Consider the following 19,767-nt stretch of genomic DNA (forward strand, 5'->3'; position numbering starts at 1 on the left):
ATCATAACCTCCCGGGCTTTTTTCCCTCCGTGTACGCAGATTCCTGCGCGTTTCTCTTGGACCATTCCGATAAAATTCAACCGAGGAACCCTAGAAACTTCTTATATCCATAATATATCATGTACAATTCAAATCGGTCAAACGCTTATGAATCACTTCTGTTTCTAAGCCTCCACTTGTCACCTTTCATTGAAAACCAAATATTTTTAAAGGGTTCAGGTATTTCTTTAGCCGCATCAACCGCATATTGTACGGCCTCTTTTTTATATTGAACATCTTCAGTGATTTCATGCTGTGTCATGGTGAGTTGGTCCGTCTCCGATTTAATCTGGTCCGTTTTTGCCTGGATGCGTATAACGGTTTCAGTCACATTATCAATAGTCGGTTTGGAATCCTTAAATGTTTTAAAAGCAAAAAACGCTAAATAGATAATCGACCCGATAAAGAGGGCAAGACTAATATATACAATGACCACCTAGATTCCTCCTTTGATTTTACTTCTACTATACCCGTAATAATTGAGCGAAAAACGAATCCCCAAGTATTTTCTTTTATGCCTGGTCATATTATTGAAAGAAAAGGGAGGAATGAAAATGAATCAAATGCCACTGCTTAAAGCCTGCTTTAAAGCTGGAATACACTTCATTAGACATATGACCATTCAGCAGGCTGCCACTATTGCAGGAATCATTTTTTTAATCATTCATCCAGAAGTTTTCAGCCCCATTTGGCTTACATTGGCAACCTCCGTCTTAATTCTGCTCCTGCTTTGAAGATTGTTGAAAAGCCCTTTAGCGACCTCCGGCAACTGTTAAGGATTTCTTCGTTAACATCGGCATCCAGATCAGGAAAACACCGAGAATATTCACAAACATTCTGCTCTTGTCTTTAGAAGAATGCCCCTGTAACGGATCGGTGGCCTTCTTTTGATTGATATGATCATCAGGAAGGGGCCTGCCATGCTTGACTTGATTAATGAACATAAAAAAATGCGTAGTATTTAATTTAATCAAACGATTGATTAAAAGGAAATCCGTCTTAAAACCCCTTTGTGTCAGCAGCACTTCCCTCCCCCTTCATTTAATGATTACGCCGCATTTACCATTTTATCAAACATATAACTATTAGAAAATTTTAAAAAATGTGTATAATTAGGCTATATTCATTAACTCTCAAGGAGGAATCATAGTCATGGATGCTCTCATTCAGCAGTTCGGGATTTTGCCCACCACTGCGATTTCAGATGCAATGGAGGGGTTGAGCAATATGGAATCAACGATTAAACCCTTAAAGGAAGAATTTCGTCTGGCCGGACGGGCTTTGACCGTACAAATGCCCGTTGGTGATAATTCAGCCGTGCTAAAAGCAATCGGCGAAGCAAAGGCAGGGGATATAATAGTCGTTGACAGCAAAGGAGATACCTACCGGGCTATAGCAGGAGACTTTGTTGTCGGCATGATGCAGACCATGGAAATTGGCGGCCTCGTTGTCGACGGAGTCATTCGCGATCTTGAAGCCATTAAAGAGTTGAATTTCCCTGTTTTCAGCAAGGGAACGACGGTTGCCTCAAGTGGCAAGGCGGGAGTAGGACAAACCAATATCCCCATTTCCTGCGGAGGTGTCACTGTATTTCCAGGGGACATTATCATAGGGGACATAGATGGAGTCGTGGTCGTTCCACAAGCCATGGGCGAAGAAATCCTGAGCAAAGCAAAGGATAAAATCATGAAAGATGAGCATCGTTCTGAAAAATATGCAGGGAAGCCTGAAGAAATAAGAAAGTATATCGCCATGATGGCCACTAAAGCATGATTTAACACATATAAAAGAACAGGCAGGAAGCGATGGCTTCCTGCCTGTTCTTTTCATTAGCCTTATTTATCGGTCTTATCTTCCTTTGAACCTTCTTCGTCATATGTGTAATCATAATCAGTAGGGTCTATTGGTTTAAAGCCATTTGGAGTATAGAAACGGAGTAAGTCGCCGTTCACTACTTGGTCGGATAAATTGAGCATCGTTTCAGCTCGCGTTTTATAATTGAGGATCTTATCATTTTCCTCGACCAATTCCCCTGTTTCCGTATCGTAGTATTTCCCTTTAATGGAAGTGACATCCGGTGTTACAAAATCACCATTCCTGAAAGGTACCACTTCATTATGATCTTTTGACAATAAATCCGAACCGAATTGTACATAATCTTTAGATTCGATTCCTAACAGATGCAATAAAGTTGGGAGAAGGTCAATCTGTCCTCCGTATTGGTGCATTTCCCCGCCTTCAACACCCGGAACATGAATCAATAATGGTACACGTTGCAATTGGGCATTCTCAAATGCATCAACATCCTCGCCAAGCACTTTTGACATGGCTTCTTTATGGTTTTCGGAAATACCATAGTGATCACCATACATAACGATTACCGAGTTATCATATAGACCAGATTCCTTCAGGTAATCGAAAAATTCTTTAAGCGCCTCATCGGCATAGCGTGCAGTCTGGAAGTAACTATCCACGGAAGCATCGCCTGTCGTATGCTTACCGATTGTTGCTTTTTCCTGGTCCATCGCATATGGGAAATGATGAGATACCGTTATGAATTTTGTATAGAAAGGCTGTTTAAGCGTTTCTAACATAGGAATCGATTCTTTAAAGAAAGGCTTATCCATTAATCCATAACTTAGTACTTCTTCTTTATTTTCCATATTATAATGGTTTGCATCGAAGAACTGATTAAAACCAAGAGACTTATACATATTATCCCGGTTCCAGAAAGATTTGTAATTACCATGGAACACAGCGGATGTGTATCCTTGTTGTCCTAAAATCGCAGGTGCTGCTTGATACGTATTTTGGGATCTATTCGTGAATGCTGCCCCCTGAGGTAAACCGAACAGGGAATTTTCGAGCATGAACTCGGCATCCGCCGTTTTGCCTTGGCCTACCTGATGGAAGAAGTTATCAAAGTGCATGAAATCTGACTTATCTGCTGCAAGTGAGTTCAAAAATGGAGTTACTTCTTCCCCATTCAACTTATAATCGATCAAGAAATTCTGCATGGATTCCAAATGCAGGTAGATGACATTCTTACCTTTAGCTGCACCAAAATACTTAGGATTCGGTTCAGCGCTTGTTGCCTTCGTATAGTTGACCACTTCTGCAATATCCGTGCTATTTGCAGTCGCACGCTGAGCGTATGTTTTCGTATTCTGGACGGCATCATAAACCGTGTAGTTGAACATGCCCAAGTATTTGACGATATAGTTCCGGTCAAATGTTCTTGATAATAATTGCGGGCGATCCTTTTCAGCAAGTCCCAAATTGATGGCGAAAATTGCAAGTCCCGCTAGGTACACCATTCCAACCGTACGGCGTTTGACTTTGAAGTCTTCCACTTTAAAGTCTTTGAATCTGTACAATACGATCAAAAGAACCGTATCAAGGAAATAAAATACATCATGGGTTTTAAATAATTCTAGAATACTCGGTCCTAAATCCCCGGCATTTTGCACTTGCGTCAAGGTTGGTAATGTAATGAAATCGGTAAATGAACGGTAGTATACAATATTGAAGAATAACCATAACGACATCAATAGGTTCAACCTGATGATCCATTTGAACGATTTTTTCCCTTTCACCAATAATGCCAGGCCAAAGAATAAAATGGCTGAACTAATCGGGTTTATGAACAGTAAGAACTGTTGCAGGCCATTTTCAAGACCTAAGTTAAATTCAACTCGATATCCAATATAAGTTTTTATCCAAAACATGACTACCGCAATAAAGAAAAAGCCTAGTATGTTATTTGCAAATAAATGCTGGCTTTTTTTAAGAAAATTATTCATGCTTTCACCTCTATTAATCTAGTGGTTTATTTATATAAATTTTTACATACTTACAAAAGACGGAAAAACCGAAACCTTATAATAGCATTCTTACACTCGGATAGTCAAGATTGTGAAAACCACCTTTTGTCACATCCATGACTCTTATATCCAGAACACTTTTTCAGCTTATGAACAAGCCATTAAAAAAATAAACAGAGCTTCGCCCGTCTCGAATGTTTAGCGCACCTATAACAAATATATAGGAACTCCATGTCTTAATCCAATAAATATCACCGTAACTTTTTGGGGTTAATGCGGATGACAGTCACTATTTGATTTACACGTCCTTCAGGCTTTTACCATTATAAACGACTCTTTATAAAAAAACCAGCACATTACAAAATATGTAAAGATATAAATCTTCAATCATTGGAAGCTATTGATATATCCAGGATTTATTTCCTGATAATTCGACAGTTTAGAATTGATTTCCAGCTACATGGATGCCTCACTCTTTCTACTTTTAATACCCTATTCAAAATCGAATCCTGCAGAAGTTTGACCCGTTTATAATTACATCCTGCCACTCCCGGTTCCCATAAAATAACAAATGCGATTCGCGTAATATCGACATCATTCCCCTCCGACATATTTGATTAGCTTTTTTAAAAATAATTTTTCCTGAAAATTGATCCAGCCCATTCTCCCCTATGATTTGAATGATCTATTTTTTTATTTTTACTCCTCAAGATACTTTTACCATCCATAAAGATTCAATTTACTAAAGTTCATTTAAATTACAACGTTAAAACCCCTTTACGAACCGGAAAGGATGACATATTAATAGGAAGAAACTGAATTTTTTCAATTGGCTGAAGGATTATATTCTTGCGAGTGGGGCCCATATGGGCCATAGCAGTGCAACAGATGTGGATATGGGCCCTTGTCCCTTTCATTTCCCCTTAATTGGTTGCAGGGGCTTATAAGCTTATCTGTGTTTTGCAGGCATTCTTTTCGTCCCCTTTGTTAGTATATTTGTTTCATCCAGCTTTATTATAAAAAAAAATCCTGCCCTCAATCAATCGAGGACAGGACTTCCATTAACCATATTACTATTACTTAATGCCTTCTGAAATTTCTTTAACCATAGCGTCAACAGATTCCAAACCGCCGCCTGATAGGTACCAGTAGTTAGGGTCTAGATAAATGATGTTACCTTCTTTAAATGCTTTTGTATTTTTCACAATGTCATTTTCAACAGCCTCTTTCGCTGCAGCTCCATCACCGACAACCGAATCCCTATCTACAACAAATAGGTAGTCAGGATTCTTTTCAGCAATGTATTCGAAAGAAATACTTTGACCATGTGTCGATACTTCCAACTTATCATCTACTGCGGGTACCCCGAAAACATCATGGATGATTCCGAATCTTGAATCCGGTCCGTAAGCACTTACTTTTCCACCGCTGGAAAGAACGATTAAACCAGTTTTGTCAGTTGGAGCTTTTTCTTTCAAAGCCTTGATATTTTCTTCAACACTTGTCAATTCTTTAGCCGCTTCGTCTTCTTTATCGAAGATTTTACCCAAAAGCGTCACGTTTTCTTCAAATGATTCCATATACTTAGTTGTATCTACACCCACAAAGACAGTAGGGGCAATTTTGCTTAACTCTTCATATGCTTCTGATTGACGGCCAGAAATAAGGATTAAGTCAGGAGCAATTTCGTTGATTTTTTCAAAGTCAGGCTCTTTTAATCCGCCGGCATTTTCAGTTGTGCCTTCATATTTAGAAAGGTATTTTGGAAGGCCATCATGAGGAACAGCTGCCACTTCCACACCTAATTTATCAAGGGTATCAAGAGCACCCATGTCGAATACAACTACTTTTTCCGGGTTTGTTTTTACTTTCGTTTCTCCTAGTTGGTGCTTAACGGTAATTTCTTCGCTTTTAGCACTTTCCTTTTTCGCACTTGATTCTTCCTTTTCCTTATCTGATCCACATGCTACAGCCACTACAGCCAGCATTGCAATCAAAAGCAGTAAAGATAATTTCTTAATCATTATGGTCACCTCGAAAATTTTTTTTATTTAAAATTACATATCGAATCCCCACCTTCACAGAGTCCACCTACATCGCTTCCCTGCCATATGAAACAGAAGGCGGCTAAAGCTTGGGCGCCCGCCAATTCTTAACAGCCTAATGAGCGGATGAGGTGATTCTGGGACGGCTACGAATACTGAAGTAATTTAAAACCAAATGGAATGGTCTTACGTGAAGTACACACAGATCTTATTGTCATTGATATTTTGGATTTCAATATCCATATCATAGATTTCCTTCAATACATTGGAATTGATGACTTGTTCGGTAGGTCCATTATGAACAACTTTGCCATCCTTCAATGCGACAATATAGTCGGAATAACAGGATGCAAAATTAATGTCATGAATGACGATAATGACCGTTTTCCCTAATTCATCGGCCAATCTCCTCAATACCTTCATGATTTGGACGGAATGCTTCATGTCAAGATTGTTCAGGGGTTCATCAAGAAGTACATACTCCGTGTCCTGTGCAATAACCATGGCAATGAATGCCCGTTGCTGCTGCCCGCCGCTAAGCTGGTCAAGGAACTTATCCTGCATGTCTGCAAGTTCCATATATTCAATCGCTTCATCGACATATTTCCAATCCTCTTTGGTCAGCTTGCCTTGTGAATACGGAAAACGGCCAAAGGCGACGAGTTCACGAATCGTTAATCGGATATTGATGTGGTTAGCCTGTTTTAAGATGGCAATCTTCTTCGCAAGTTCATTGCTATTGAATTTCCCCATATCCTTACCATCGATCAGGACTTCTCCTGAATCCCGGGTAATGAGCCGGCTGATCATCGAAAGGACGGTACTTTTCCCCGCTCCATTGGGACCGATGAAGGATGTGATTTTCCCTTTCATTATTTCAATGGAAACATCCTCGACAACCGTTTTACTATTATATTTTTTGAATAATTTTTTCACTTCTACCATGATTTATTCTCCTTTAATAGAAGATAGATGAAATAGACACCGCCGACAAAGTTGATGATGACACTCAATGTGGTAGTGAACGTAAAGACCCTCTCCACAATGAATTGGCCGCCGACCAGGGCAATCACACTGATCAGCATTGCACCCGGGATGATATGTTTATGCCGATAGGACTTAATGAATTGATAAGCCACATTTGCAACAAGCAATCCGAGGAACGTGATCGGACCGATCACGGCAGTCGAAATGGAGATTAACACCGTAACGACGATTAAAACCCGCTTCGTGACAAAATCATAATCCACACCCAAGTTTATAGCTTGGTCCCTCCCTAGGGACATGACATCCAAATACTTCAAAAATCTCATGAAATAGATCATTGCCGCTATCATGAGGATAATAGCTAAGGTTAATAGTTCCGTGTTGACATTATTGAAGCTTGCGAACATTTTATTTTGAATGATTTGAAATTCATTCGGGTCAATCAATACTTGCATGAATGAAGACATGCTGCCGAATAAGGTTCCGAAGATGATGCCGATTAGCAATAGGAAGTAAATATTGCGGTTTTTCTTGAACATGAACTTGAACAGCAGGCTGGAAAAAATAAGCATGGCCGCAAGTGTAATCAGGAAATTGAGATTTTTATTCATGATCATGATATGCGTTGAACCGAAGAGGAAAATCACTCCCGTTTGGATCAGCATATACATGGAGTCCAACCCTAAAATGCTTGGTGTCAAGATTTTATTATTCGTGACCGTCTGGAAAATCACTGTTGAAAAAGCTATTGCACAACCAACAACGATGATGGCGATGATTTTTATAACTCTTCTCGGAAGTGCATAATCCCAATTCGGGCCAAGGTCCCAAAAGATATAACCTGCCGTTAAAGCTGCTGCAAGAACAGCCAATATAATGATCCTACTTTTATTATTCATATGCCTTTCTCCTCAGTATCAAATAGATAAATACGGCGCTTCCTATGACACCAACCACGAGTCCGATCGGGATTTCAAATGGATATATGAGGATCCTGCCCAGAATATCGCAGATCAATAGGAATACTGCCCCTAGCAATGCTGTATGAGAAAGACTCTTTTTCAAATTGTCGCCAAGGTAAAGGGATACAATATTTGGTACGATCAATCCTATGAAAGGAATCGTTCCCACCGTTAACAAAACGACAGTGGAGGATAATGCCACGATGATCAACCCAAAATTAACTATTAGCTTATAATTGAGTCCTAGATTGATAGCAAACTCCTCACCCATCCCTGCCACAGTGAATTTATTGGCAAAGAAGTATGCGAGAATGACTAGAGGGATGCTTACATATATAAGTTCGTACCTTCCCGACATGATCATCGAGAAATCCCCATTCATCCAAGTGTTGAGGCTTTGAATCAAATCATATTTATAGGCAAAGAAAGTCGAGATGGATCCGACGATATTACCAAACATCAAACCAACCAATGGGATGAAAATCGTATCCTTATATTTCACTTGATCAAGAATTTTCATGAACAATAATGTACCTGCCAAAGCGAATATGAAAGCGAATGCCATTTTCTCAATAAGTGCCGCCGATGGAAAAATGATAATGGCGAGAAGAAGGCCAAGCCTTGCAGAATCCATGGTTCCGGCAGTCGTCGGGGATACAAATTTATTACGGCTCAATTGCTGCATGATCAGACCGCTTATACTCATCACAATACCGGCAATGACTATGGTCACCATTCTTGGGAAACGGCTTTGCAGCATGATTTGCACTTTATCATCACTTAGATCCAATAAATCCAGGGGAGTAATATCCTTTACACCAATGAATAATGACGTAAATGATAAAACGATTAACGCCATGACTAAATATCTTATCTTCATCTACATTTCCTACTCTTCCTATCTCAGTTAATACAGCGATAATATTTGTAATTAAAAATATTTGAATAAAGACTATTGCACAGTCACCTATTGAAATGGAAATCACTAAGGTTGCAATAGTTACAAAGTTATTCCATTTATGATAATGAGATTCATTATCATTATTAGTCATTCCTATTCTATCATTTCTTAGACATGTGTCAATATATACAAGGGAATTACTTAGAGAAACTCCTGCTAGTCATATTGTACTGAATTCGGATGAACCCATCATGCATTTCGTTAAAGAAAGTGATAAAATCAAAATAACAAATATTTACTCTTCCAATGAAAGAAGCGATATGATGAAAAATTTGCTATCCAAAATGTTCTCAAAAAAGGCCAAAATCCAGATTGAATTTTGCCAAAATAATCTTGACCGCTTCCTTAATGAACAAACAGGTGCCGATTATGGTCAGTTCTTATCGGATCCAAGAATTCAATATAAGGAATATGAATGTTTGAGTGAGTGTAAGCTTTGTATGAAAACCCCCTATGCGAAAGTGAACGGCCGGATAATAAGCAGCGAAGATTCACAGGATCTTTTAAATCAGTTACATGATGAATTGAAATGATACAGACCAAGCAAATTGCTTGATCCGTGTCATTTTTACTTTCTACCTGTAATTATACAGAATACAGGTGATGAACATCCATTAATAGGAATTGCGAAGTGTGCTATGGAATCATTAATCTAGTCGTTACTTCCTGTTTTTTACCATTCCCTATCTTTTCACTGTATAAATAGCTTAATATATGATAATTTATGGAAAAAGATAGACAGGAGGACGTCCATGAAAAAAATCATTCCTACCATCATATCAATCGTAACACTAGGTCTTGTCACTGGATTGCCTGGCCCTATAGCCGAAGCAGAAGAATTCACTCCTTATTATGGAAATGGTCCAAGCTACATTCAACCAGATAACCTCTCCCACCTTTTCCCTGATCCTAAGGTATCTTTCAAGACCCCTGCCTTTAAACAAAACAAAATCGCCTTTACGAGCCAGGAAGAAATGTTGAATCATATCAAGTCCATCTCCCATAAAAACAAGAACATCCAGGTCAGGACGATAGGTAAATCAACAGAAGGACGCGACATCCCGATGCTTCTTTTCAGCAAGGATTCAAAAAGACTGAATAAGGGTTCCCATAAACCATTGATTTGGATTCAAGGTCAAATCCATGGCAATGAACCTGCTTCAGGTGAATCGACATTAGTCCTTGCACAATCGCTGGCTGAAGGCAAGCTTGGTGATGTCCTCGATAAAGTGAATGTTGCCATCATCCCACGCGTCAATCCTGATGGCTCTTATTACTTCAAGCGCTATACCGCAAATGATATGGATGCGAATAGGGATTACTTAAAAGTGGAGTATCCTGAAGTACAGGCGATTCATCAATCCATCGATGATTACAAACCGGAAATCGTTCTGGATGTACATGAATATACAGTGAATCCCGCCCCCCTGAAAAAGGTGGGTGCAAATGGATCGATCGCTTCCTATGATTTACTCATCTCCTCAGCCAAGAATTTAAATATTCCCGAACGGCTTCGAAAGGCCTCGGATGAACTGATTTTACCTCATGTTTTTAAAACATTGGAAAAAGAAAAGCTTACCTATCACGACTACTATACACTGGCTACTTCTGATGATGGAGTCCTTACCGCCACAGAAGGAAGCACAGAAGCCCGGATTGGCCGAAATGCCCTCGGTTTGAAAAATACAATGACTTATTTAATTGAAACAAGGGGAATCAATATTGGCCGGACGGATTTTAAACGACGTGTTTTTGCACAGGCTACAGCACAGGCAGCTTTCATCAAAACGGCAGCCGAACAGGCAAGTAAAGTTAAAAAGGCCGTTAAACAGGCCGAAACTGAAGTCGTGCAAAAAGGGCGCAAAGCAAATGATAACGATAAAATTGTCATCACCAGCGAAAATAAATTGGTTAAGGATCAAAAATTGAAAGTAGTTGATTTAGCGAAAGCTAAAATGGTCGATGCCCCCATCGATTGGCTGGATTCTACCGATGCCTACCCTACCCTTGTTAGAGATCGTCCGACAGCTTATATCCTTCCACCCGAATATAAAAATATCTCAAAGAAACTTCAACTATTGGGAGTCGAAGTGAAAAGATTAAAAAAACCTATGAAAGTAGCTGTTGAAAGCTATAGGGTCAAGGATTTAAAAATTTCCGCTGAACTGGAAAGCGGACATTCCACAAGGGAAGTAACGACCACCGTTACTTCAAAAACCCGTGATTTCCCAAAAGGAAGCTATGTTTTCGACATGGCCCAGCCTGATGCCAACTTCATCTCCCTTGCCCTCGAACCTGAAGGCATAGACAGCTATGTGACATTCAATTTCATCCCGGCTGACAAGGGAAAAGAATTGCCGATTTACCGCTATATGCGGCCATCTTCCTTACCCGTTAAATGATGCATAGGATATCTAAATGACGCTCTGGCAGCTTTCATTGCCAAAGCGTTTTTTATGACGATATGCCTGACATGATTTCTTGAATGCAACGACAAGTTTTGAATATACATATAAACGGAAAAAGTGTTTTTAGAGGAGGAAAGTCTTTGAACCAACATGTACAATTGGAAATCAATCGCCTTGTTCATCGCTTGAAACAAGACCAATCCGCTGATGGTTCGTGGAATTATCCCTTTGACACCGGGATAACGGCAGATGCCTATATGATTATTTTATTGAAAATTTTAGATATGGAAGATGCCCCTCTTATAGAGGCTTTAGTAAAAAGAATTGAAAGCAAGCAAACCGAAAACGGTTCATGGAAACTTTTCCAAGACGAGCAGGACGGTAATGTTACGGTTACAATCGAAGCTTACTATGGCCTTCTTTTTAGCGGACTCCGCAATAAGCACGATGCCCATATGAGGAAAGCCAAACAATTCATTCTTTCCAAGGGTGGCATCAAACAGGCCAAAATGTTAACGAAAATGATGCTTACTGTCACCGGACAATATCAATGGCCGCGCCTATTTCCCATTCCTCTCGAAGTGGTCTTACTGCCTCCGACCTTTTTCGTCAGCATTTATGATCTTTCCGTATATGGGCGGGTCAACATGATTCCATTGCTATTGCTTGGCCATAAAAAGTTTCAGCTCAAGACCCCGGACAGTCCAAGTTTAAAAGATTTATTCCTAACAAGGGAGGACCGTTCCGAAGGGCATATGTGGGAAGAGTATCGTACCGCAGAATATCGTTCCTTCTTCAACAAACTCCAAAAAGGCGTCAAAACTTTGATTGGTTATCCGGATTATTTGCATTCCTTAGCCTTGGATTCAACGAAAAGGTTCATGCTCGACAGGCTGGAACCGGACGGAACACTGTACAATTATTTCGGTTCTACCTTTTTCATGATCTTTGCCCTCCTTTCAATTGGATATTCGAAAAAGGATCCAGTGATTCTAAAGGCAATTGCCGGTCTGAAGGGGATGGCCTGCTCCATTGAAGGACATACACATATCCAATTCACAACGCCCCATGTTTGGAATACCTCCTTAATTAGCTACTCCCTTCAAGAAGCGGGCATATCTTCCAAAGACCCAACGGTTAAGGCCGCCAATCAGTACTTACTGTCACGCCAGCATTATATGTATGGAGATTGGCTGATCCATAATCCTAACGCGATTCCAGGCGGCTGGGGGTTCTCGGATTTCAATACCATGAATCCAGATGTCGATGATACGACTGCCTCACTGCGGGCGCTGGCTAAGCATCTGCAAACAAAACCGGATATTCGGGACAGCTGGAAGCGCGGTGTCTCCTTCACGATATCCATGCAAAATGATGATGGTGGATTTCCAGCCTTCGAACGGAATAACGACCATAAATGGCTGCACCTTCTTCCTATAGAGGGTTCGAGATATCTCCTGACTGATCCTTCTACCGCTGATCTGACAGGAAGAACGCTTGAATTCCTGGGGAACTATACAAATATCAAGAAGCCGGAAGAAATCAGTAAAAGAGCGGTGGATTGGCTATTGGAAGACCAGAAGCGTGATGGCTCCTGGTATGGGCGCTGGGGCATCTGCTATCTATATGGCACATGGTCTGCACTGACCGGCATGAAGGCAGCGGGTCAGGCCACTGGACATCCATCCATCCAAAAAGCCCTAACTTGGTTGAAAAAAGTTCAAAATAAAGATGGTGGCTGGGGTGAATCTTGTTACAGTGATATCAAGCAACGATATATCCCCCTCGGAGCAAGTACACTGACACATACAGCTTGGGCAGTAGATGCGTTGATATCGGCATCCGATAAGCCGACAGCCGAAATCGAAAAAGGCATTGCCTACCTCATCCGTGCAGGTCAGCTAGAAAGCTGGACCAATGATTATCCTGCTGGCCAGGGAATGGCAGATTTTTTGTATATCCATTATCATAGCTATCGCTATATTTATCCCCTTTTAGCCTTAAGTCATTACAATAACAAATTCCTGCAGACTTAATCGCCAGTGTTTTTTATTATATAAAGGTGAATATGTGGATTACCTGTGGAAAAGTAGTGAATAACACCGGGGAGTTATCCACAATCCGAGGTTATCCACATTCATTTATCCATAAAAGTGCTAAATGCAAGAAAATTTGTTGATTAATCCATTTCGGGTATGTAAGAATGACTGGTTTTATACAGGCTTTGTGGATAGTTTGGGGATGATCGCTATTATGTGAAAACTTCATTCAGTTTATCACTATAAAATTCTATGGCCTTCGCATAAGATTGTATTTCTCGATCCTTAGACGTTTCGGCAATGATCTTCAATAGGGATTCCATCGCAAGATCATGTTGGCCCAAATTATAAAATGCCATGTCCCTGAATACCAATAAAGCCTTACCCTCAGGAAACTTCGCCAGCCCAGATTCCAATGTCTGTCTTGATTTTTCATACTCCCCTATGGTGCGATATGTGCTCCCCAGCCCTAGGTAAGCCCCTTTTGCATCATCCTCCGGCAAACCTAATTTGAGTGCCGCTTCATAATAGGCCACCGCCTTTACCTCAAGTCCAAGTATATCCAGACTCCAGGCACACTGATACTGCATGACTGCATCCACGGGATTTTGCTTTGCCAGATCCATCAATAACCGATTGGATTTTTCGAATTCCTTCTTTCCCCTTAATGACAGTGCCATTTCCAAATTTCCCATTGCCATTCCTCCATTGAATAAGATTCCTCATTGCCCCTATTCGCGATTCCCCATTTTAATTCCTTCTTAATCATTGATATCTCTAAGCACACTCTCCAAACAAAGGAAGGAATTAAAATGCTGATACTGGAGGTGATTTACTCGACTTCCATTAGTTTATGCATGGTTGTTAAGGATGAGGAAGCTACACTCCCTAACTGTCTTGGCAATTTAAAAAAGGATCTGCCACTTGGCAAATCCTTTCATACACTTCAGTTCGAGATCATTCATATTTCACAGATTACTTATGACTTATCATATTTGATTAATCATCCAGCTGGTTTTTCAATACTTTTCCCGTGGTGGCATCTACCACTACATCATATTCCTTTAGTCCTTGTTTTATTTCCAGCTCGTACACAAGGGTTCCATTCTCCGAATCCAGCTCGACATCCGTCACTTGGCCATCCACCGCTTTCAAGGCAATCTTTTCAGCTTGATCACTGCTGATTTTTGCAGCTTCCACCGCTTGTTGTGTGCTCATATCGTCATCGTCATCGTCATCGTCTTCCATCTCCAGGGAAAGAATCTCTCCTTTTGCAGCATCGACGTCAACGTCTTGATAGCCTTCTTTCGTTTTAACGGTCATCTCATAGGTCATTGGCTGGTCCCAATCCTTTTCAAATTGAGTAACTTCCCCGCCTAGTTTTTCTGAAATCATTTTGACAGCCTCATCCTCGGATATGTTCCCCTTATTGACTGCATATACCGCCGTTCCAGCAGCACCGCCGAAAAGCAATACGGAAGCTATGGAGACCGTCATGATTACCTTTTTCCTTCGAATGATACCTTCTTTAATCGTACTCCACTGTTTTTTCATGAATGAATTCCTCCTTTAAGTTGTTACCTTAATAATAAGCACCCTTCATGAAACGAACATGAGCGTTAGATTAGAATTTGATGAGAAAGAATAAGAGTCGCCAACGTCCCCATTCCCACTTCGCTTTGAATCTCCAATTTACCGTCGAATGACTCGACAAGCGTCCGGGCGATTGAAAGCCCGAGTCCATTGCCTCCCGTTTTCCTTGCCCTTGATGAATCCACCCGATAAAAACGTTCAAATACGTGGGGGAGATGTTCTCGTGATATCCCTGCGCCGTGATCTTTCACACTGATGTGAATTTCATCCGACTGCCGTTTTATCATGATCTGTATACTTGATTCACTGTATTTCATTGCATTGTCCAATAGGATGACAATCACCTGTTCAAGCTTACTGGAAATGGCCATTGCATGTATTTCCTTAAACTCTGATTCTATCTCTATTTCACGATTACCCGTCCTTCTGAATGTTTGGGCAATCCCTTCACAAAACGAAATAAGTTCTATTTTCCCTTTCACATCTGCTGAAGGTTCCGTTAGGGAAGCTGACTGCAGTAAATGTTCCGTCAGTTTTTTCATCCGGACGGCTTCATGATGGATTGCCTCCACCGCCTCTTCCTGAATCGCTTCATCCTTCATTCCCCATCGTTTCAATAGAGAGGAGTAGCTTTCTATGACCGTAATCGGTGTTTTCAATTCATGTGAAGCATCTGAAAGGAACTGCTGCTGTTGGTTATAATTCCGCTCCAGCCTTTCCATCATCCCGTTAAATGCCACTCCCATCACCTGCAGCTCGTCCTTTGAATGATCCGATAGCGGTATCCGTTTGAATTCCCCGCTTTTCTCGATATCCTTCATCGTTCCGCTCATGATCGAGATGGGTTTGAGAATTAGATTGGCCAGCCACTTACCGGCAAGAATGGATAAAAGAATGACAAAAAGCGATGCCCCGCCTAAAACGAGGGCAAGCGTCGATAAATTATCAAGGAGGGTATCAAGCGGCTGTGTGACCTCGATCACCCCTAGTTTCTCCCCTTCATCAGGATAAAGATAACGGTAGGTCAATACATACTCCCCATCAGCTTTGGTAAAATCATATCCGTTCTCGTTAATGGCTTTAACCGCAAGCCCATTAAGGCCCTCTTCATCCGTAAATGTTTTTACCAACCTTCCATCCGTGCCGAATATCCTCACCATTCCATCGTCCGGGATATACGGCTCCATTAAATCGGAATCACCGGAAATCAAATCTTTCGTCAGGATATTTTCTTCAATTAATGAAGCCTGGTCTTCAAGCAAATCCCGTTCCCTCTCAACCGATATCCAAAGAAAGGCGATTAAAACGATGATACTCAACAATATAAGCATGACGCTTAAAAAAAGACTGGAATACGATTGGATTTTCGTCCGAATCCTCATACTGGCTCCTTCAAGCTATAGCCTACACCTCGGTAAGTATGTATGAGCTGCAACTCAAAGGGATAATCTATTTTTTTGCGTAAATAACGGATATACACATCAACCACATTCGTATCCCCTGCAAAATCATATCCCCACACATGGGTCAGGATTTGCTCCCTCGAAAGTACTTGATTTTTATTTTGCAAAAGATAAACCAACAAATCGAACTCACGGGAGGTCAGCTCAATCCTTTTGCCTTGCCTGTGAATGTCCCTTGTCCCAAGATTCAACTTCAGATCATGGATTTTTAGTTCATCCACTTCCCCTTCTGATCGGCTCTCCCGTACATTAGTGCGAAAACAAGCGCGGATCCGTGCCAGCAACTCTTCAATTTCAAACGGTTTCGTTACATAATCATTCGCACCATGGTCCAGGCCATTCACCTTGTCTGGCACAGCATCCCTTGCGGTTAGAAGGATGACAGGTGTCGATCCATTCTTATTCCGGTAACGCCTAAGTACTTCTATGCCATTCAACTCGGGCAGCATCACATCCAATAGGATTAAATCCCACTCTTCGGCTTCTGCCCTTTCCAGCCCCTTCTTTCCGGTAAAAGCCGATTCTGTATGATACCCCTCATGATTAAGCTCCAGCTGGAGAACCCTCGCAATTTTTTCTTCATCTTCTATTATCAAAATTCTTTTATTCATGATGATCACCGCCTCCCCCTTAGTGTACTGAAGAAATATGAAAATATCATGAGAAATTGAACACACCGCATAAAAACCCCATGAAAAATGCCTATATTCATGCCTTTAAAAGGTAAAAAAATACCCGATGTGAAAAGTCCAAAAGGGACTTTTCAGTCACCATAAACAGATTCCTCACAATCATAAAAAATCTTCAATGGCCAACCATAATAAAAAGACTATGGAATATTTCCATAGTCACAGTTTGTGGACAAAATAGGGTTCGGAACGGTCTACCCCAATAACTGGCTAGCCAAGACCCCATAGGCGCTTTGCGGAAAGGGAGGGGATTTCTGAAATCAACTGGAACGTTTAATAATGATCCCTCTCATTCACCGTTCCAATGCTGGTCAATGAATTCATCGCGTCCCGATTTCGCACGGTCCGCTTTATAATCATCTTTGTTTTTTTTATGATAGCCTTGATGGTATTCTTCGGCAGGATAAAAGGTTTGGGCCGGAAGGATTTCCGTTACGATGGGTTTCTTGAATTTCCCGCTGGCCGCTACCTTTTCCTTCGCATCAAGAGCCAGTTTCTCCTGAGCTTCATCATGATAGAAGATGGCCGTCCGATATTGACTGCCTCTGTCATGGAATTGTCCGGCATCGTCAGTTGGATCAATTTGCTGCCAATACAGTTCCAGCAATCTTTCATAAGGAAATAACTGAGGATCGAAAGTGATTTCCACGACTTCATAATGCCCCGTAGTTCCCGTCTTCACTTCCTCGTAAGTCGGGTTTTCAACATGTCCTCCTGTATAACCGGATACGATCCCCCCAATCCCCGGTTGTTCTTCAAACGGTGTCACCATGCACCAAAAACAGCCTCCAGCAAATGTAGCCTTTTGCATAATGGTCATCCCCTTCCTTGTATGTAATAAAAATTAATATACCATATTCCAATCCTGACACTGTGCTTTTTTGATTTACAAAGCCTCCATTATATGCGCCAAAAGGGCTCTACCCCTCGATCAATCTTTTGACCAGCCCTTTTCCTTGAATCTTACAATCGCTTCAACGCGGTTGCTTACATCCAATTTATCAAGGATGACCGATATATAATTACGGACCGTGCCGTTGGTCAGATAAAGCTGGCTAGCGATTTCCTTTGTGGTCTTACCATCCGCTATCAATTTGAGCACTTGGCTCTCTCGTTCAGTCAAAGGGTTTTCTTCTTCGAAGGCCATATCCACCAGCTCAGGAGCATAAATGCGACGACCATCCATGATGACACGGATCGAATTCGCAAGTTCATCACTTGGACTATCCTTCAGCAGATATCCGCCAACCTCTGCCTTTCTGGCTCTTTCAAAATACCCAGGGCGTGCAAAAGTGGTCAAAATGATGACTTTGCATTGGTGGCCCTGATCCTTGATCTCCTCCGCTACATCGAGCCCGGTTTTAACTGGCATTTCAATATCGGTTATACAGATATCCGGCTTTAATTGATTGACGAGATTCATTGCTTCTTCCCCATTGCTCGCCTTTCCTACAACTTCCATATCACTTTCCAAATCAAGGATGGAACCTAGCGCGCCAAGCAGCATCCGCTGGTCTTCGGCAATTACGATTCGAATCAATGTTAATCCCTCCTATCCATTATTTTTTATAGCATTCGGAACCCTTATATAAAGTGTCGTTCCATCTGTTGATTTAATATCCAGGCTGCCATTAACGAATTCCAGCCGCTCTTTCATTCCTTGAAGCCCATTGCCTTTAAAAAACTCTGTTCTATGTGAAAGCCCCACTCCATTATCCTGTACGGTGATCGTCACTCCTGTTTGCAATTCTTCAATGACGATATTACAGCAGTCGGCACCGCTATGTTTGACGATATTGGTCACAGCCTCTTTCAGGCACATGCTTAAAACCGTTTCAACAAGCAAAGGGGTATCTTGCAATTCCGTGGTGCCTTCCAAACTGAATTCTATCTCTGCCGCTTTCAATATCTGCTTGACCCGGATGATTTCATCGCTTAGCTTTGCCCCGCGCATTTCCGACACCATTTCACGTACTTCCTTCAGTGCCGTCCTCGCTGTTTGACGGATATCCTTGATTTCCTTCTTGGCCGACTCCGGATTTAAATCGATCAATTTCCCTGCAAGGTCACTTTTCAAGCCAATCAAAGACAGTTTTTGTCCAAGTGTATCATGTAGGTCCCGGGCAATCCGCTGACGTTCTTCCATCTTGCCAAGCTCTGATATTCTTTTATGTGCGTCCTCCAATTGTTCTTCCAGCCTGCCCCGTTTATTCCGATTATATGTGTTGAATGGGAGCAGGATCACGCCTACCACACAAATGAGCATAAAGGGAAATTGCGAAAAGAAAGTGGGATCTTTCATGATGAATCCAATATTGACAGACACGATGGTAGCTAATAGCTGGATCGAATATAACACGAAAAAACCAACCTTATTTTGAACATTCCCGATAAAGAATGCTAAAAAAAGCGAAAAGTAAATGTAGCTGAAAAATATGGTCATGGATATGGATATGACTATTTGTATCGCCGTCCATACGTATACGGGCCATCCCTTGGAAACGAATGAGAGACCATATGATATGAAAAACAAAATGATCATGACGATTCCAAAGACAATCTCCAACATCGAAGAAGATTTGAAAATGAAATAAAAAGGTAGGATACAAAAAATGATCCAGACATATGGGCTCAGCCCTGTGTTCTTTGGAAAGATATGATACCAACTTTGCATGGCGCCGCCTCTATTTCTTTTTACCCTAGTATATACTAAGGAGTTTCATCAAAAAACCACCCAATGGAAATTGAATGGTTTTT

At 41.2% G+C, this 19,767-nt stretch carries 19 protein-coding genes and 1 riboswitch; of the genes, 5 read left to right on the plus strand and 14 right to left on the minus strand.

Annotated features, from left to right (window positions below):
- Window positions 1–6: 6 nt before the first annotated feature.
- Window positions 7–105: riboswitch (guanidine-I (ykkC/yxkD leader) on the minus strand.
- Between the two features lie 40 nt (window positions 106–145).
- Window positions 146–475: a DUF948 domain-containing protein gene (locus IOC57_RS08280; protein WP_207438279.1), complete on the minus strand. Its 330-nt coding sequence runs from the start codon at window positions 473–475 to the stop codon at window positions 146–148.
- Between the two features lie 118 nt (window positions 476–593).
- Between IOC57_RS08280 and IOC57_RS08285 the strand changes: the two genes are divergently transcribed.
- Window positions 594–773 (plus strand): hypothetical protein, encoded by a 180-nt coding sequence (locus tag IOC57_RS08285; protein ID WP_063233999.1) that lies wholly within the window; start codon window positions 594–596, stop codon window positions 771–773.
- 18 nt (window positions 774–791) lie between these two features.
- Here IOC57_RS08285 and IOC57_RS08290 read toward each other — a convergent pair whose 3' ends face one another.
- Window positions 792–1,064 (minus strand): hypothetical protein, encoded by a 273-nt coding sequence (locus IOC57_RS08290; protein WP_207438280.1) that lies wholly within the window; start codon window positions 1,062–1,064, stop codon window positions 792–794.
- A gap of 127 nt (window positions 1,065–1,191) precedes the next feature.
- On the opposite strand from IOC57_RS08290, the gene IOC57_RS08295 reads away from it, so the two are divergent.
- Window positions 1,192–1,812 carry an RraA family protein gene (locus IOC57_RS08295; RefSeq protein WP_207438281.1) on the plus strand — a complete coding sequence of 207 codons (621 nt, stop codon included), beginning with the start codon at window positions 1,192–1,194 and terminating at the stop codon, window positions 1,810–1,812.
- A gap of 62 nt (window positions 1,813–1,874) precedes the next feature.
- Here the strand turns inward: IOC57_RS08295 and ltaS are convergent, their stop codons facing one another.
- From ltaS to IOC57_RS08320, 5 genes are all read right to left on the minus strand, one after another.
- A complete protein-coding gene (gene ltaS, locus IOC57_RS08300) occupies window positions 1,875–3,842 on the minus strand; it encodes a lipoteichoic acid synthase (protein WP_207438282.1) in 1,968 nt (655 codons plus the stop codon).
- A gap of 1,097 nt (window positions 3,843–4,939) precedes the next feature.
- The gene (locus IOC57_RS08305; protein WP_207438403.1) at window positions 4,940–5,884 is read right to left on the minus strand and encodes a siderophore ABC transporter substrate-binding protein; all 945 of its coding nucleotides are present in this window, start codon (window positions 5,882–5,884) and stop codon (window positions 4,940–4,942) included.
- A 210-nt stretch (window positions 5,885–6,094) separates the two neighbouring features.
- Complete coding sequence (locus tag IOC57_RS08310) at window positions 6,095–6,853, minus strand: iron ABC transporter ATP-binding protein (RefSeq protein ID WP_207438283.1); 759 nt, start codon at window positions 6,851–6,853, stop codon at window positions 6,095–6,097.
- Window positions 6,847–7,794: an iron chelate uptake ABC transporter family permease subunit gene (locus IOC57_RS08315; RefSeq protein WP_207438284.1), complete on the minus strand. Its 948-nt coding sequence runs from the start codon at window positions 7,792–7,794 to the stop codon at window positions 6,847–6,849. The genes IOC57_RS08310 and IOC57_RS08315 overlap by 7 nt, the downstream gene beginning before the upstream one ends.
- A complete protein-coding gene (locus tag IOC57_RS08320) occupies window positions 7,787–8,737 on the minus strand; it encodes an ABC transporter permease (RefSeq protein WP_207438285.1) in 951 nt (316 codons plus the stop codon). The genes IOC57_RS08315 and IOC57_RS08320 overlap by 8 nt, the downstream gene beginning before the upstream one ends.
- Before the next feature lie 272 nt (window positions 8,738–9,009).
- Here IOC57_RS08320 and IOC57_RS08325 point away from each other — a divergent pair, with 272 nt between their 5' ends.
- The 3 genes from IOC57_RS08325 to shc all read left to right on the plus strand — a co-directional run bounded on the left by IOC57_RS08325 (window position 9,010) and on the right by shc (window position 13,262).
- Window positions 9,010–9,351, plus strand: coding sequence for a DUF1450 domain-containing protein (locus tag IOC57_RS08325; RefSeq protein ID WP_286184642.1), 342 nt, complete (start codon window positions 9,010–9,012; stop codon window positions 9,349–9,351).
- Between the two features lie 219 nt (window positions 9,352–9,570).
- A complete protein-coding gene (locus IOC57_RS08330) occupies window positions 9,571–11,220 on the plus strand; it encodes a M14 family metallopeptidase (RefSeq protein WP_207438286.1) in 1,650 nt (549 codons plus the stop codon).
- A 146-nt stretch (window positions 11,221–11,366) separates the two neighbouring features.
- Window positions 11,367–13,262: a squalene--hopene cyclase gene (gene shc / locus IOC57_RS08335; RefSeq protein WP_286184643.1), complete on the plus strand. Its 1,896-nt coding sequence runs from the start codon at window positions 11,367–11,369 to the stop codon at window positions 13,260–13,262.
- Between the two features lie 215 nt (window positions 13,263–13,477).
- Here shc and IOC57_RS08340 read toward each other — a convergent pair whose 3' ends face one another.
- From IOC57_RS08340 to IOC57_RS08370, 7 genes are all read right to left on the minus strand, one after another.
- Window positions 13,478–13,960 carry a tetratricopeptide repeat protein gene (locus IOC57_RS08340; RefSeq protein WP_207438288.1) on the minus strand — a complete coding sequence of 161 codons (483 nt, stop codon included), beginning with the start codon at window positions 13,958–13,960 and terminating at the stop codon, window positions 13,478–13,480.
- A gap of 304 nt (window positions 13,961–14,264) precedes the next feature.
- Window positions 14,265–14,819: a PepSY domain-containing protein gene (locus IOC57_RS08345; protein ID WP_207438289.1), complete on the minus strand. Its 555-nt coding sequence runs from the start codon at window positions 14,817–14,819 to the stop codon at window positions 14,265–14,267.
- A 65-nt stretch (window positions 14,820–14,884) separates the two neighbouring features.
- Window positions 14,885–16,240 (minus strand): sensor histidine kinase, encoded by a 1,356-nt coding sequence (locus tag IOC57_RS08350; protein WP_207438290.1) that lies wholly within the window; start codon window positions 16,238–16,240, stop codon window positions 14,885–14,887.
- Window positions 16,237–16,932, minus strand: a complete 696-nt coding sequence (locus IOC57_RS08355; RefSeq protein ID WP_207438291.1) for a response regulator transcription factor — start codon at window positions 16,930–16,932, stop codon at window positions 16,237–16,239. Before IOC57_RS08355 ends, IOC57_RS08350 begins: the two co-directional genes overlap by 4 nt.
- Before the next feature lie 367 nt (window positions 16,933–17,299).
- Complete coding sequence (gene msrA, locus IOC57_RS08360; protein ID WP_207438292.1) at window positions 17,300–17,821, minus strand: peptide-methionine (S)-S-oxide reductase MsrA; 522 nt, start codon at window positions 17,819–17,821, stop codon at window positions 17,300–17,302.
- A 120-nt stretch (window positions 17,822–17,941) separates the two neighbouring features.
- Window positions 17,942–18,550 (minus strand): response regulator transcription factor, encoded by a 609-nt coding sequence (locus IOC57_RS08365; protein WP_207438293.1) that lies wholly within the window; start codon window positions 18,548–18,550, stop codon window positions 17,942–17,944.
- A 12-nt stretch (window positions 18,551–18,562) separates the two neighbouring features.
- Window positions 18,563–19,684 carry a sensor histidine kinase gene (locus IOC57_RS08370; protein WP_207438294.1) on the minus strand — a complete coding sequence of 374 codons (1,122 nt, stop codon included), beginning with the start codon at window positions 19,682–19,684 and terminating at the stop codon, window positions 18,563–18,565.
- Between the last annotated feature and the right edge of the window lie 83 nt (window positions 19,685–19,767).

It is taken from the genome of Bacillus sp. SD075 (genome assembly GCF_017355165.1).
Taxonomy (GTDB): Bacteria; Bacillota; Bacilli; order Bacillales; family DSM-1321; genus Peribacillus.